Annotated in this window: 14 protein-coding genes; 3 read left to right on the top strand and 11 right to left on the bottom strand. The window is 67.6% G+C overall.

The window, feature by feature from the left end; all coding sequences use genetic code 11:
* Nucleotides 1–68 precede the first annotated feature (68 nt).
* Together MICSW_RS02205 and MICSW_RS02200 are read left to right on the top strand one after the other, a co-directional pair.
* Nucleotides 69–1,703 (top strand): sensor histidine kinase, encoded by a 1,635-nt coding sequence (locus tag MICSW_RS02205; protein WP_464496618.1) that lies wholly within the window; start codon nucleotides 69–71, stop codon nucleotides 1,701–1,703.
* Nucleotides 1,703–2,860, top strand: coding sequence for a hypothetical protein (locus tag MICSW_RS02200; RefSeq protein ID WP_464496617.1), 1,158 nt, complete (start codon nucleotides 1,703–1,705; stop codon nucleotides 2,858–2,860). Before MICSW_RS02205 ends, MICSW_RS02200 begins: the two co-directional genes overlap by 1 nt.
* Nucleotides 2,861–2,989: 129 nt before the next feature.
* Here the strand turns inward: MICSW_RS02200 and MICSW_RS02195 are convergent, their stop codons facing one another.
* Both MICSW_RS02195 and MICSW_RS02190 read right to left on the bottom strand, forming a co-directional pair.
* Nucleotides 2,990–3,646 carry a hypothetical protein gene (locus MICSW_RS02195; RefSeq protein ID WP_464496616.1) on the bottom strand — a complete coding sequence of 219 codons (657 nt, stop codon included), beginning with the start codon at nucleotides 3,644–3,646 and terminating at the stop codon, nucleotides 2,990–2,992.
* Between the two features lie 78 nt (nucleotides 3,647–3,724).
* On the bottom strand, nucleotides 3,725–4,576 hold the full coding sequence (locus tag MICSW_RS02190) for a tRNA pseudouridine synthase A (RefSeq protein ID WP_341578541.1): 852 nt from the start codon (nucleotides 4,574–4,576) through the stop codon (nucleotides 3,725–3,727).
* Nucleotides 4,577–4,675: 99 nt separating this feature from the next.
* On the opposite strand from MICSW_RS02190, the gene MICSW_RS02185 reads away from it, so the two are divergent.
* Nucleotides 4,676–6,661 (top strand): acyltransferase family protein, encoded by a 1,986-nt coding sequence (locus MICSW_RS02185; RefSeq protein ID WP_464496615.1) that lies wholly within the window; start codon nucleotides 4,676–4,678, stop codon nucleotides 6,659–6,661.
* Between the two features lie 153 nt (nucleotides 6,662–6,814).
* On the opposite strand, the gene MICSW_RS02180 is transcribed toward MICSW_RS02185, so the two are convergent.
* The 9 genes from MICSW_RS02180 to MICSW_RS02140 all read right to left on the bottom strand — a co-directional run bounded on the left by MICSW_RS02180 (nucleotide 6,815) and on the right by MICSW_RS02140 (nucleotide 12,484).
* A complete protein-coding gene (locus tag MICSW_RS02180; RefSeq protein WP_464496614.1) occupies nucleotides 6,815–7,894 on the bottom strand; it encodes a GNAT family N-acetyltransferase in 1,080 nt (359 codons plus the stop codon).
* Nucleotides 7,895–8,023: 129 nt separating this feature from the next.
* Nucleotides 8,024–8,614, bottom strand: coding sequence for a 50S ribosomal protein L17 (rplQ, locus tag MICSW_RS02175; RefSeq protein ID WP_292734350.1), 591 nt, complete (start codon nucleotides 8,612–8,614; stop codon nucleotides 8,024–8,026).
* Between the two features lie 57 nt (nucleotides 8,615–8,671).
* Nucleotides 8,672–9,661: a DNA-directed RNA polymerase subunit alpha gene (locus MICSW_RS02170; protein WP_464496613.1), complete on the bottom strand. Its 990-nt coding sequence runs from the start codon at nucleotides 9,659–9,661 to the stop codon at nucleotides 8,672–8,674.
* Between the two features lie 161 nt (nucleotides 9,662–9,822).
* Nucleotides 9,823–10,221, bottom strand: a complete 399-nt coding sequence (gene rpsK, locus MICSW_RS02165; RefSeq protein WP_228177304.1) for a 30S ribosomal protein S11 — start codon at nucleotides 10,219–10,221, stop codon at nucleotides 9,823–9,825.
* Between the two features lie 28 nt (nucleotides 10,222–10,249).
* Nucleotides 10,250–10,630: a 30S ribosomal protein S13 gene (gene rpsM, locus MICSW_RS02160; RefSeq protein ID WP_228177305.1), complete on the bottom strand. Its 381-nt coding sequence runs from the start codon at nucleotides 10,628–10,630 to the stop codon at nucleotides 10,250–10,252.
* A 176-nt stretch (nucleotides 10,631–10,806) separates the two neighbouring features.
* Nucleotides 10,807–10,923 (bottom strand): 50S ribosomal protein L36, encoded by a 117-nt coding sequence (gene rpmJ, locus MICSW_RS02155; RefSeq protein ID WP_022893853.1) that lies wholly within the window; start codon nucleotides 10,921–10,923, stop codon nucleotides 10,807–10,809.
* A 65-nt stretch (nucleotides 10,924–10,988) separates the two neighbouring features.
* The gene (gene infA, locus MICSW_RS02150) at nucleotides 10,989–11,210 is read right to left on the bottom strand and encodes a translation initiation factor IF-1 (protein ID WP_013583992.1); all 222 of its coding nucleotides are present in this window, start codon (nucleotides 11,208–11,210) and stop codon (nucleotides 10,989–10,991) included.
* Nucleotides 11,211–11,486: 276 nt separating this feature from the next.
* A complete protein-coding gene (locus MICSW_RS02145; RefSeq protein WP_464496612.1) occupies nucleotides 11,487–11,813 on the bottom strand; it encodes a hypothetical protein in 327 nt (108 codons plus the stop codon).
* Nucleotides 11,810–12,484: a hypothetical protein gene (locus MICSW_RS02140; protein WP_464496611.1), complete on the bottom strand. Its 675-nt coding sequence runs from the start codon at nucleotides 12,482–12,484 to the stop codon at nucleotides 11,810–11,812. Before MICSW_RS02140 ends, MICSW_RS02145 begins: the two co-directional genes overlap by 4 nt.
* Nucleotides 12,485–12,587 lie beyond the last annotated feature (103 nt).

Raw genomic sequence — 12,587 nt, 5'->3', positions numbered from 1 at the left:
CGGATGCGCTGGAAGTATACGATACGAACAAAGGCCTGAACTCAACGCTGTCTAAGGGGGAGCACAAGGTGAGCGCAAGAGACGCGCAATTCCGCGACGTCGACGGCGCGACAGTGCGAGTGAGGTCTATTTGGCTCACGCAGCTCTCCCTGGGCGTCTCGATCATCATCATCTCGGTCGTGTCGCTCGGTTACGAGCCGGAGCTGTTCACGTCGTGGCTCATGCTCACCGGTGTGGCGATCGTCATCCTGGCCACCGCCGTGACTCTCGTAACCCCCTGGGCGCGGATGCCCCGGTGGTTGCCGCTGGTCATCCCCTTCGCCGACATCGTCGCCGTCGGTTTTATGGCGGCATCCTCGATCCTGCCGCTCGGCTTCTTCTGGGTCTTCCCCATCATGTGGATCGGCCTGCACTTCTCGCGCTGGGCACTCGGTGCTGCTGTCGCAACCATCGCCGGTTCTCTTCTGATTGAGGCGGCGACCTCCGCCGAGCCCCCCGGCGCCGTGGAACTGTTCACCGTGCTCCTGGGCGTGACGTTCCTGGGGGTTACCGCGAGCATCACGATGCGCCAGACGCGGGCGTTCAAGCGCTTGCTCCTCGGCCAGACGCGGCGTCTCGAAACGACGCTCGACCGGGTCTCGAACGCCGAGCGCAGCACGATCGAGCTGATCAACGGCGTGGATGTCGGCATCCTCCGCTTCGCCCGTGACGGGTCTCTGCTCGCTGCCAACACCACCTACGACCGCCTCTACGGCACGAACCTCAACGACCCGAGTTCTCCCCCCACATCGGTCGAGTACGCGTCCCTGCAGGGGACGGCGATTCCGGCATCCGAGCGAACCTTCGCGCGTGCGCAGCGCGGCGAGATCTTCGAGGATGCCCGTGTCTGGCTCTTCGACGCCGAGGGCACCTGGCACGCCCTCTCGGTGACGACCATGCCGCTGACCTCGTCAGCCGACGACTCCGCGTCGACGATGCTCGTGGCCCACGACATCACCGCCGTCACCGAGGCCGAGCGCGAACGCGAACGTATCGCCGCGGTGGCCTCCCACGAGCTGCGGCACCCGCTCACCGTCATCATCGGCCACGCCGACCTCGCACTCGAAGAAGAGGACGAGCTGACTCCGAAGATTCGGGAGCACCTCGAGACCATCCTCTCGGCCAGCGAACGGATGCTGGGTATCGCCTCGACGATGCTGCAACGCTCACGCAGCGGGTTCACCCCCACCCAAGACCGCCGCTCCTTCGACCTCGTCCCGATGCTCGCCGCCGTCAGCGAAGCTTTCGCTGCGTCGACGCGCGAACAGAGCGTGACGCTCGAAACCGATCTTCCCGCGCACCTGCGGATGGATGGCGACGTGTTCCGCCTCCGGCAGGTCCTCGACAACATCGTCAGCAACGCCGTCAAGTACACGCCGGCAGGCGGATCCGTGCGGGTCTCGGCGTCCCTGGATGGCGACACCGCCGTGATCGTGGTCACCGACACCGGTATCGGCATCGCGTCCGAGGACCTGGAGCACGTGTTCGACCCGCTGTTTCGCAGCACCCGCGCCCAGGAACAGGCACCCGGCACCGGTCTCGGGCTCGGTATCGCGCGCGAGATCGTGACCGCCCACGGCGGCACCCTCACGGTGACCAGCGAACTCGGTCACGGCACGACGGTGACTCTCCGCCTTCCCCGTTCCGTCACTCCGGAGTCGTGATGATCTTTCCCGCACCTGGTGAGTTGCCCTGGCCCGACCTCGGCGGCGCGAACATCGGCATCGCCCACGCGACCATCGCGACCCTCGGCACGATCCTGTTCGTGGGGCTGGCCTTTCTCGCAAGGCCCCGCCGGTCCACCCTCCTGTGGTCGCTGACGTTCATGGGAATCATGGTGGCCTGCTACGGCTACCTCGCCGCGACCGCGGCCGAATCCGAGGAGTTGCGACGAGGGTCGATGGGTCTGTTGTTGGGTGCCCCGGCGCTGCTGTGGTCGGGACTGCGCGCCCACCGCAAAGTGCGCACCTACGCGTGGGTCAGCGCCGTCGTCGCCGCCGCGTCGATCCTCGCGCTCCTCGCGCCGGGTGAGTCGGCTTGGTTCGGACTGGCCTACCGTGTCATGTTCTTCGTGTCCGGCATCTTCGGGGTGCTGTTCCTCCTCGAGTGGCGGCGCATCCCGGAACGGTCCGAGCGTCTGCTGTGGCCCATCGTCGTCGCCTCGGCGGTCTACGCGCTCGCTGGCGTCACGGTGCTCATCGGTGCCCTCTTCACCCCGCTTTCGACGGCTGAAGCTTTCGCCTCGACACGCATCTTCAACTCCATCGGGATGCTCGTCTACATGGTGTGCGCCCTCGTGTCGCTGGTGCCGTTGGTCACCCCGGGGTCGCGAGCGATCGAGTCGAGCGCGCCACAGGGCGACTGGGGTCGGTTCGTCGGGACGGCCCGCGAGCGTCTCGAACGTGCGGCAGCGCGGGATGCCGACACGTGGTCGCTCCTGCGCATCGAACTCGACGATGCCGAAGACCTGCAAGAGGCGGGAGGCCCGGCGATCTTCGGTCGGCTCCTTCGCGACATCCAGGCGCGCGTCACTGCCGTCTTCCCGACGGATGCCGACATCGCGATCGCCCCCGACAGCGCAGTCATCGTGCTGATCTCGCGTCCCGAGGCAGTCATCCGGGACCTCGTACGGGATGTGCTGAGGCGAATCGCCGGGCGTGACCCCGCGGCCCCCATCACCGTGACCACCTCAGCCAGCATCGGCTGGGCAAGCGTCGCGACGGCAGGATACGACCTGGACGCTCTGCTTGCCACCACGGCCGAGGCCGCGGCTACGGCCCGGGCGCAGGGTGGCGACCGCTGGGAGCGCGTTACCGCCTGACCAGAAACGCTACTGCCCTACCCGACACCCATCCCGCCGAACCCACACCTTCCGCGCCGAGCCCACACGTCTGGCACGCCGAAGCGTGTGGGGTCGCGCGCGAACGTGTGGGTTCGCGGATCGGAAGCGCTACTGCTGCGCGATCGCGATGGTGAGCGTGTCGGATGCCGTCTGCTTCGCGTATTCGTTCGAGGTCGGGGTCGTCTGCACGAGGAAGTCGTACGTGAACTGGACTGTCACCGAGATCGCATTCGACGGCACCGGACCGACGGTGAAGTTCTGTGAGTAGCTGTAGGGCGAGAGCACAAGATAGCCGGGGTTGACGCTCGCAGCATCCACCTGCGGATCCAGGGGTGCAAGGTCTCCCGTGTCGCTCTGGGGCACCGCGACCATCGTCGCCCGCTGCAGGTAGACCTTCTGGCCGTCGTTGGGCTCAATCGTCGTGATCAGTGACAGGCTGATCGGCTTGAGCGCGTCGGCTGTCCACTTGTCCATCGACAGCGTCGACCAGTAGTCGACGGTTGCCTTCACGGCTCCGGCCTGGAGGTTTCGCTGCGTTGCGCCGCTGGACAGATCGTTCTTCACCGGCGGGGCGACGGTCTGCCGGGTGGAGGTCGGCGTCGGACTCGAGGTCTCGTAACCCCAGTTGTTCCACGGAGCGGGGCCGCATCCGGCGAGCGCGATCGGCAGGACGACCAAACCGGCGATCACACCCGCCCTCGCGAGAGCTCTCGCCGAACGACCACGGATGCCGACGCTCGCGTCGCTGCGACCAACGGCCTTCATCTCCATCCCCCCTCGGGATCATGAATCACCCCCCGCGCGGGGGTGGGATCAGTCTACGCATCCGCGGCGTTGCGACCCTCAGTCCGCGTCGAGGTCCCGTCGTGCGCGGGTCTGCGACGCTCGGTGCGCAAGCAGGTCATCGGCGGGGTACCCGACTTCGGTGAGGGTCAACCCGCGGGCAGCGAGCACCTTGACCTCGGGTACTCGAGCCAGCTCGTCGCGGATACGCACGAGGTCGTCAACGCCGAGTCGCCCCTGACCGACCGCGACGCACCCGCCCACCAGGGCGCGCACCATGCTGTGGCAGAACGCGTCAGCCCGAACCGTGGCAACCAGCACGCCGGATGCCTCGCGCACCCACCCGAAATCGAGCAGTGTGCGGATCGTCGTGGCCTCTTCCCGCGGCTTGCAGTACGCAGCGAAGTCGTGGAGTCCCCGCAGGGCGCCGGCTGCGGCATCCATCGCGGCGACATCGAGCTCACCGCGCACCACGGTGGTGCGGTGACGTTCCAGCGGATCGTAGGGAACCGAATCGTCAGCAACGCGATACTCGTAGCGACGCCATACCGCCGAGAATCGCGCATCGAAGCCGTCCGGTGCGATCGAGGTGCGGGTCACCGCGGCATCGGCGTAGGCGCCGAGCACACCCCGGATGCGACGGGCGAGAGCTGCTACGCCGTCGTCATGCTCCGTGCGCCGGCGCGAAGAAGCGAGCCGTGCGGCCTGTCCGTCGTCGAGATCCAGGTGGGCGACCTGGCCGCTCGCGTGCACTCCGGCGTCAGTTCGACCCGCCACCACCAGCCGCGGATCTCCCCCCAGCACGCGAGAAATCGCACCCTCGATCGTTGCCTGCACCGTCCGTTGATGCGGCTGCCGCGCCCACCCGCGAAAGTGCGAACCGTCGTAGGAAATGTCGAGCCGGATGCGCACGTCTTCAGCCTAATCAGCACCCGGCGCAGCCCCAGGGAACTCGCGCCGCCCGGACGTAGACTTGGGTACCCGAACCCGCATCGCCCGACCGAGCCGCCGTTGTCCAGCCCCCTCCACACCGACCGCCACGGCGCCATCCACGGCGCCACCTCAGGCCCCAGGCTTCCTGGCCTGGATGGCCTCCGCGCGCTCGCTGTCATCCTCGTGGTTGTCTTCCACCTGTTCCCACAGTGGTGGTTCGTCGGCGGGTTCATCGGCGTGGACGTCTTCTTCGTGATCAGTGGGTTCCTGATCACGACCCTGCTGCTTCGTGAGAGCGACGCGACCGGCCGGATCAGCCTCGTCGGGTTCTGGCGTCGGCGAGCCAGACGCCTCCTGCCTGCGCTGGTCCTGCTGCTGCTCGTGTGCTCGAGCGCAGCCTGGGTCGTCGGCGGTGATGTTCTCGTCCGGTTGGGCGCCCAGATCGCCGGTGCCCTCACCTTCAGCTACAACTGGATCGCGATCATCATCGGCGAGGGATACTTCGGCGCCACCAGCCCGGAGCTCTTCCGCAACCTCTGGTCACTCGGCATCGAAGAGCAGTTCTACGTGCTGTGGCCGCTCGCGCTCCCCCTGATCCTGCTGCTGCCGCGCACGTGGGCGCGGGTTGCTGCGGCGGGCGCACTGGCTGCAGCATCCGCCGTATGGATGGGCGACATCGTGTCGGCGACGGGCAACGTCAGCCGCGCGTACTACGGCACCGACTCGCACGCGTTCGGCATCCTCCTCGGTGTCGCACTCGCCTTCGTCCTCCACCGCGCCCTGGCGGCGCCCACGCTCTGGATGCAGCGTACGACGGTCCGTCGCGGCGCCACGATCCTCGGGGCGGCCGCTGTGATCGGCCTCGTCGGGCTGTCCCTGCTCGCACCCACCGACTCCGTCAGAACCTTTCCGCTGACCATCGCCGCCGCGAGCGCCCTGACGGGTATCGCGATCGTCGCTGCCGTCTGGCCGCACGCCGGCCTCGGCCCGGCCCTGGATGCGCGTCCGCTGCGGTGGATCGGTGAACGCTCCTACGGCCTGTACCTGTGGCACTGGCCCCTCCTGGTCCTGCTGGTCGCCGCCGTGCAGGGCACCGCACCGGAAGCGGGAGTACCGGTATGGGTCGGCCTCGCGACGCTGGCGCTCACCGTCGTCATCGCGGAGGCTTCCTACCGATTCCTTGAGACACCGGTGCGGCGCCTCGGTTTCCGTGGCACCTGGCGCGCGGCACGCGCACGGGTCGGCGTCGATGCCGGGGCGCTGTGGGGCACCGTCGTCGGGGGCCTTGCCACAACTGCCCTGGTGTTCGGCACGGTAGCGGCAGCCACCACCGGTGCGAGCGTGTCATCCGGCGAAGCAGTCGTCGCCGAAGGGCAGGCAGCCGTTGATGCGGCATCCGCCAGCCCGACGCCGTCGGCGGATACCCGACCGCAACCCGATGAGCCGGCACCGGCTGGCGCCCTCGCCGATGGAGCCGTCCGGCCGCCCGCGCCGTCACCGACGCCGATCTCGGGCGGCGAGGTCACCGCCGTCGGCGACTCGGTCATGCTCGCTGCCGCACCCTCGCTGTACGAGACGCTTCCCGGCATCCGGGTGGATGCCGCAGTCTCGCGGTCCTCATGGGCGGGCCCCGGCATCGTCGACCAATTCGCCGCCGCGGGGCAGCTCGGCCGCTACGTGGTCGTCGCTCTCGGCACGAACGGTCCGATCAGCCGGGATGCCTACGAGCGGATCGCTGCAACCGCCGGGCCCGACAGGACCCTTGTGCTCGTGAACGCCTACGCGCCCCGCGACTGGATCCCCGGGGTCAACAGCGACATCACCGCGTTTGCCGCCGCCCATCCGGGCACCGTAATCGCCGATTGGGCGAGCGCCATCGACCCCCACGTGGACTACCTCGCCGGCGACCGCATCCATCCCGGCACTTCGGGCGGCCAGATCTACGCCGACACCGTGCTCGCTGCGATCCGCCAGTCCGAGAACCAACGCGCGATCGACGCGTACCTCATCGAGACCCGGGCCTACCGTGAGGCCACCCGCGAGGAGGCGCGGATCGCCCAGTAGCCCCACTGCGCTTGTCCTCTCCCGCCGAACCCACACGATTTGCGCTGAGCCCACAGCTTCCGCGCGACGAATCCTGTGGGCTCGCGCAGGAACGTGTGGGTTCAGCGGTCTAGCCGGACGCTAGCTGGGTCACGCCAAGGGAACGGGCGCCGTTCAGAACCTCGCGACCATGGCGACCTCGCGGTCCGTGGCCTCGAACCCCAGCCGCCCGTAGAGACTGTTCGCTCCGGTCGGGCTCTCGGTGTCGACGTCAAGGTTGACCTTCTCAAGTCCGGCATCCCGTGCCGCCGTGAGCAGGGCAGTGATCACCGCCGGGGCGAGCCGCCTGCCGCGATAGTCGCGAACGACACCGATCAGCGCGACGTAGGCCGATGTATAACCCTGCACCTCCCAGTCGTCCTCGTTCACGGTAGCCAAAGCCATCGCCACCACGCGGCCGCCGTCCACCACGACGCGCGAAAGGTCGTCGCGGAACTGCGAACCGCTGACGAACCGTTCCCATCGCTCCGGCGGCGTCTCCAGGCTCCCCCAGTGGTCACGGAAGGCATCATTGCGCGCCACACGGGTCGCATCCCGCCACTGCGGGCCGAAGGTCTCGATCCGCAGGGCCGGGGATCCGGCATCCAGCGGCACCTCGGGGATCGGGTCGCTGAGGTCGCGAAGCATCGTCGTGAACCACCGCTCCTCGGGCATCCCGCGCCGCGCACCCAACGCGCGAGCCTCAGCGTCGTGCTCGTACGCGTGAAGGAAGATCGCACCCGGAAGCCGGGCATCCGTCCGCGCTAGCTCGGTCTGGGCGGTCTCGTACTCCCAGCGCAGCACCTGCGTGCCGATACCGCGGCGGCGCCACCGCGGGTGCACCATGCCGGTGCAATAGACGTACACCTGCTTGTCCTGCGACGGATGCACCAGGATGCCTGCCATGGCGACAAGTTCGCCGTCGGCGGCGAAGCCGAGTCTCGTGTGAAGCTCCGGATCGATATGTGAGAGCTCGAAGATCTCCTCGACATCCTCGCGCGGCGTCAACCACGTCGGATGATCGACCCTGTCGCAAGAGTCTACGAGCGCCACCATCTCGTCGAGGTCCGCCCGGGTCGCGGGGCGCCAGGTGGCGACATCCGGATGCTGGATCTCATCGACGGTCTCGGGCGCTCCGACACGCTCTGACAGCGGCCGCGCATCACTCGGCGTGGCGTTCTCAGGGATCGGTGCAGGGGCGGTGCTCTCGTTCACCGTCCCACCCTACGCGCCGCCGCCAAAGCGCCGAACCCACACGAAAACGCCGAACCCACACGATCCGCGCGAGAAACCTTGTGGGTTCGCGCGCGAAGGTGTGGGTTCGGCGGGTCTGGGACCCGGGTATTACTTGGCGTCGTCCTCGGCGGGAGCGTCGACAACGGCATCCTCGGCGGCTGCCTCAGCGGCTTCACCCTCCTCGGGCGATTCGGCGCCTGCCGCAGCTGCCTCGTCGGTGGACTCTTCCTCGACCTCGGGCGCCAGAGCCTCGGCGGGCGTCTCCTCGGCGGGAGCCTCCTCCGCGGCCGGCGCAGCGGCGGCCGGAGCAGCCTTCTTCGCCGACTTCGGCTTCGGGTTCACCGGCTCAAGCACGAGCTCGATGACCGCCATCGGGGCGTTGTCACCCTTGCGGTTGCCAACCTTCGTGATGCGGGTGTAGCCGCCCTCACGCTCGGCGACCAGCGGCGCGATCTCGGCGAACAGGATGTGCACGACTTCCTTGTCACCGATGACCGAGAGCACCCGGCGACGGGCGTGCAGGTCACCGCGCTTGGCGAAGGTGATCAGGCGCTCGGCGAGGGGACGCAGGCGCTTGGCCTTCGTCTCGGTCGTCTTGATCGACTTGTGCGTGAACAGCGCCGCGGCGAGGTTCGCGAGCAGCAGGCGTTCGTGGGCGGGGCCGCCTCCGAGGCGGGGACCCTTGGTGGGCTTGGGCATGTCAGTTACTCCAGGGAAAGTCGGTCAGGATGCCGCGGCATCCGTTTCGGGTACCGGTCAGACGGTCTCGTCGTCGTAGCCGCCGTAGAAGTGCGCGCCGTCGAACCCGGGAACCGAGTCCTTCAGGCTCAACCCGAGCGAGATGAGCTTGTCGCGAACCTCATCGACCGACTTCTGGCCGAAGTTGCGGATGTTCATGAGCTGCGTCTCTGAGAGGGCGACCAGCTCCGAGACGGTGTTGATGCCCTCGCGCTTGAGGCAGTTGTAGGACCGGACCGACAGGTCGAGGTCTTCGATCGGCATCGACAGCTCGTTCGACATGACGGCCTCGACCGGCGCGGGGCCGATCTCGATACCCTCGGCCTCGACGTTCAGCTCGCGGGCGAGGCCGAACAGCTCGGTCAGGGTGCGACCGGCGGATGCCACGGCGTCGCGCGGTGCGATGGAGGGCTTGGTCTCGACATCCAGGATGAGCTTGTCGAAGTCGGTGCGCTCACCGGCACGGGTCGCGTCGACGCGGTAGCTGACCTTGAGCACCGGCGAGTAGATCGAGTCGATCGGGATCTGACCGCTCTCGGCGTACTCGTTGCGGTTCTGGGTCGCCGAGACGTAGCCGCGGCCACGCTCGATGGTGAGCTCGAGCTCGAACTTCGCGGTCTCGTTGAGAGTCGCGATGACAAGCTCGGGGTTGTGGACCTCGACACCGGCGGGTGCGGAGATGTCGGCGGCGGTGACCTCACCGGCGCCGGTCTTGCGCAGGTAAGCCGTGATGGGCTCGTCGCGCTCGGAGGAGACGACCAACTGCTTGATGTTGAGGATGATCTCGGTGACATCCTCCTTCACACCCGGAATGGTGCTGAACTCGTGCAGCACGCCGTCAATGCGGATGCTGGTGACGGCGGCGCCGGGGATCGACGACAGGAGGCTGCGACGCAGCGCGTTACCGATCGTGTAACCGAAGCCGGGCTCAAGCGGCTCGATGACGAAACGGCTGCGGAACTCCCCGATCTTCTCCTCGGTCAGAGTGGGACGCTGTGCGATGAGCACGATGTGTTCCTTTCGATCACGTGCCCGCTATATGACACGTGCAATGGGTGAGGTGTTGAGTTTTTCTCGGGGGATGCCGAGACGCAGCGCAGTAACGCACGCCCCGGCACCCGAAGTGCTTCACCCGGGTGGCTGTGAGCCGGCCCGGAACGGGACTGTCGTCAGACGCGACGGCGCTTGGGCGGGCGGCAGCCGTTGTGCGCCTGGGGCGTGACGTCCTGGATCGAGCCGACCTCGAGGCCAGCGGCCGTCAGCGAACGGATCGCGGTCTCACGACCCGAACCCGGACCCTTGACGAAGACGTCGACCTTCTTGACGCCGTGCTCCTGCGCCTGGCGGGCAGCAGACTCGGCTGCCATGCCGGCGGCGTAGGGCGTCGACTTGCGCGAACCCTTGAAGCCGACGCCACCCGAGGAGGCCCAGCTGATCACCGCGCCCGAGGGGTCGGTGATCGAAACGATCGTGTTGTTGAACGTCGACTTGATGTGGGCCTGGCCCACGGCGATGTTCTTCTTCTCCTTGCGGCGCGGCTTGCGCGCTGCGGACTTGGGGGTAGCCATGTGCGTTTTCTCCTAAACCTTCCGCGCCTTACTTCTTTCCGGCCTTCTTCTTGCCGGCGACGGTGCGCTTCGGGCCCTTGCGGGTACGCGCGTTCGTCTTGGTGCGCTGACCGCGCACCGGCAGGCCGCGGCGGTGGCGCAGGCCTTCGTAGGAGCCGATCTCAACCTTGCGGCGGATGTCGGCGGCAACCTCACGGCGAAGGTCACCCTCAACCTTGTAGGTACCTTCGATGTAGTCGCGGAGGGCGACGAGCTGGTCGTCGCTGAGGTCCTTCACGCGGATGTCCTCGTTGATCTCGGTCGCCGCGAGGATCTCGTGCGAACGGGTACGGCCGATACCGTAGATGTAGGTGAGGGCGATCACCACGCGCTTATCGCGCGGGATGTCGACACCGGCAAGACGTGCCATGTCGGTTCTCTCTTTCCCCCGGGTTTCCCCGCGGAGTACGTCGAAGGTGTGGAGCAGAATCGGTGCCCGGGCCTTCGTCCCGAGGTGTCCCCTGCACCCGGCATCCGGATGCGGGTTCTGACCCTGCCTGTGTGTATTGAGTTATGAGTCCTGGGGCCGCCGGAACGGCATCCGTCTCAGCCCTGGCGCTGCTTGTGGCGCGGGTTGGACTTGCAGATCACCATCACGTTGCCGTGGCGGCGGATGACCTTGCAGTGGTCGCAGATGGGCTTGACGCTGGGGTTGACCTTCATGATGTTCCTGTTCGCTGTCTTCGCCGGGCGGGCACGGATGCCCGGGGCGTTACTTCTCGACCGGCCTAGCGGTAGCGGTAGACGATGCGGCCGCGGGTGAGGTCGTAGGGCGAAAGCTCCACGACGACGCGGTCCTCGGGGATGATGCGGATGTAGTTCTGCCGCATCTTTCCCGAGATCGTTGCGAGCACCTTGTGTCCGTTGGTCAGCTCAACGCGGAACATCGCGTTGGGCAGCGCCTCGGACACTGTGCCTTCGATCTCGATGACACCGTCTTTTTTGGCCATAGCCTCGCTCACGCTTATGCAGACCGGTCGGTCTGCGGTGGATGGGAGTCGGTGCCGGTCCGCTCTGCCCGGACACGCCAAGGCAGGCGCAAAGCACCAAAGATCAATAGTACGTGATAGTGAACACCCCGGCAACCTCGGGCGTGTCGCGCACTCCCCGGGGCGCGAACCCACACGTTTCGCGTCCGCCCCACATGTTCCGACGGACATAGCGTGTGGGTTCGGCGCGGTAAGTGTGGGTTCACGAACACAAGTCGGATGCCGCGGGGCGCGGGGCTAGCGCGGAGGACGGATGCCGAACTCGGCCAACCGCCGGCCGAGCGTGACCGGCGAAGCGAGGTGCTGCATCCCCCACCGAACCAGCGGGCGGTGGGTGGTCGCGCGGATCCAGTCCTCGCGCTCCTTTTCCGCGCGCACCACCTCCCACGGTGTGCGTTCGCCACGAAACTGCGCATCCGTGTACTTGCCCTCACCGTCGAACTCGCCCCATGCCTTCGCGTCGTCCAGCCCGAAGTCGACGAAGTACAGGTGGGACGAGTCGGCGAGCCGCACCTGCAACCGTGGCGTCGCGAATCCGAGGTCATGCAGCAGCAACCTGCTCATGCTCTCACCGGGTAGCTGCGCGCGCCCGTCTGCGAAGGCCATGATCCACCGCGCTTGACGGATGCCACGTGCTCCCGCGCGCGGGCGATACGCTCCTCCATCGCGGTAGCCCATGTCGAGGCTGCACCCTGGTCATAGACCCGATCTTCGGGATCCCACGCGACCAGCCGCAGCGCGGCATCCGCGACGGCCACCGCACTAGCCAGCGGCAGCGTACGCGCAACGTCGAACACCGTGCGCTCGAGGGACGTGCACGGAATGCCACCGATCACCACGATGTCATCGTCCGGCACGCTGACCTCGTGTCGGGCTACGCCCCGGGCATGCCGCACGACACCGTTGTGGCGCGCGTCGCTGACGTGTACGGCTTCAGGAACGTGCCGAAAGAGGGGCAATCCCCAGAGCACCGCCGCCGACGCGTGCGAGAACGGCGCAGCGGATGCCTGTCGCCGCGAGTGCACCGCCGCGATCGTCCGTAGATGCCTGTCTTCGATGAATCCTTGCGCGTCAGCGGCTCGCACATATCGCCCCGAGTGCAGCCGGATCAGCTCGCCATCCGCATGCTGCGCGGCGATGGTCGCCGCTGCGCTCTCGCGCTCGAGCCGTTCGCGCGTGAGGATCGCCGCACGCGCGTCCCAGACCCGATCGTAGCTCGGCGGTACGACATCCATGCCCGCAGTCTCGCCTGCGCGCGCAGCCCCTCACGCGTCGCTGCGCACACCTGCGGCATCCGCTCGCCCTTCCACCCCTGGGGAGGAGCGCACTGCCCGATCA

The sequence above is a fragment of the Microbacterium sp. SW12 genome (genome assembly GCF_055391095.1).
The sequence above is the reverse complement of the archived record's forward strand: the minus strand, read 5'-3'. Positions and strand labels throughout refer to the sequence as shown.